General features: G+C 53.6%; 1 protein-coding gene. It reads right to left on the bottom strand.

Going from position 1 to position 1064, the window contains the following annotated elements; translation table 11 throughout:
• Positions 1-263: 263 nt before the first annotated feature.
• A partial coding sequence (locus tag D3273_RS27830) for an AAA family ATPase (protein ID WP_207210941.1) occupies positions 264-1064 on the bottom strand: 801 nt, incomplete at its 5' end.

Here is a 1064-nt window from a genome sequence, read left to right as displayed (position 1 = left end):
GCCGTCGTCGACCCAAAAATCCAACCGCTTCCCGACGCCCGCGACACCACACCAGCCCAGGGGAGGTGAGCAATTACATCATTTGTTGCCAAAGATCTTGGTAAGGTCGAGGCAGGCGCGTTATCCATGCCTTGTAGTTTAGATCCTCCTCGTCGGCGACAGCAATATGAGCGCGCCCAACCTGAGCTATGCCGAGAAAGAAAGAGAGCGCCACATCGTGTGCTTTCGTATTGAACAAGCTAGATAGGAGTCGGATCCTCATCCTATGCCCCTGTTCTGAGGCTAGAGAGATATCGGGCTTGTCGCAGGGTTTCACGGAATACATCTGAGGGCCAAGCACCAGTTGGATACCCCTCGTCGTCAAAAGAGATCTTCTGCAACGACGAATTGCCGTCTGCCTGCGACACCCAGTAGACGATCACCTGCTCGGGAAATATTTGCTTTTTCACGATGGCCGTTTGAACGCTTAAGAGAACACTTTCAGAGTGAGTCTCAATCAAATGGGTAGCGCTTGAGCCTGATGCCACACAGGCGACGATTTCATCTGCCAGCTCCACCGCAGCACGAGGGTGTAAATGCAATTCCGGTTGTTCCATCGCCAATATGGCGTTTTCGCCAAGAATTCCCGCCGCGGCTTGATGACAAAGGGCCACAATAGGTAGTGACTGCGCGATGCCCTCACCAACGTCCCTCAAAGATACCCTTGTTCCGCTCTTGCGAGATATAAGGTTAAACTCATAAAGCTCTCGCCCGGCGATTAACTGACGATCAGTGTTGAGGAACGAGAGTTCACAGTCGCAGCTTCTCTGCAGCCATTCAGAGACTTTCTGCACGACGGGCGTGTCCGCTACAAAACTAGCACGAAGTGCTTCAGCGACACCGGTTCCATCGTATTGAATTCGGCCGGTCATACCCGGTCCAAAGTGGTAGTACCGCGGAGGGGGCGAGCGAGTTGCTCCCAGCCAGTAAACGCTATCGGAAAAGTCTCCTAGTGCTCTGAACCAATCGGATGATTCACGACGGGTTTGGGATGTGCGAGTCTGGGGCTCATGTCCCAGACCGTG

Source organism: Lichenibacterium minor (genome assembly GCF_004137685.1).
Classification (GTDB): Bacteria; Pseudomonadota; Alphaproteobacteria; order Rhizobiales; family Beijerinckiaceae; genus Lichenihabitans; species Lichenihabitans minor.
This window is presented reverse-complemented; position numbering and strand designations above follow the sequence as displayed.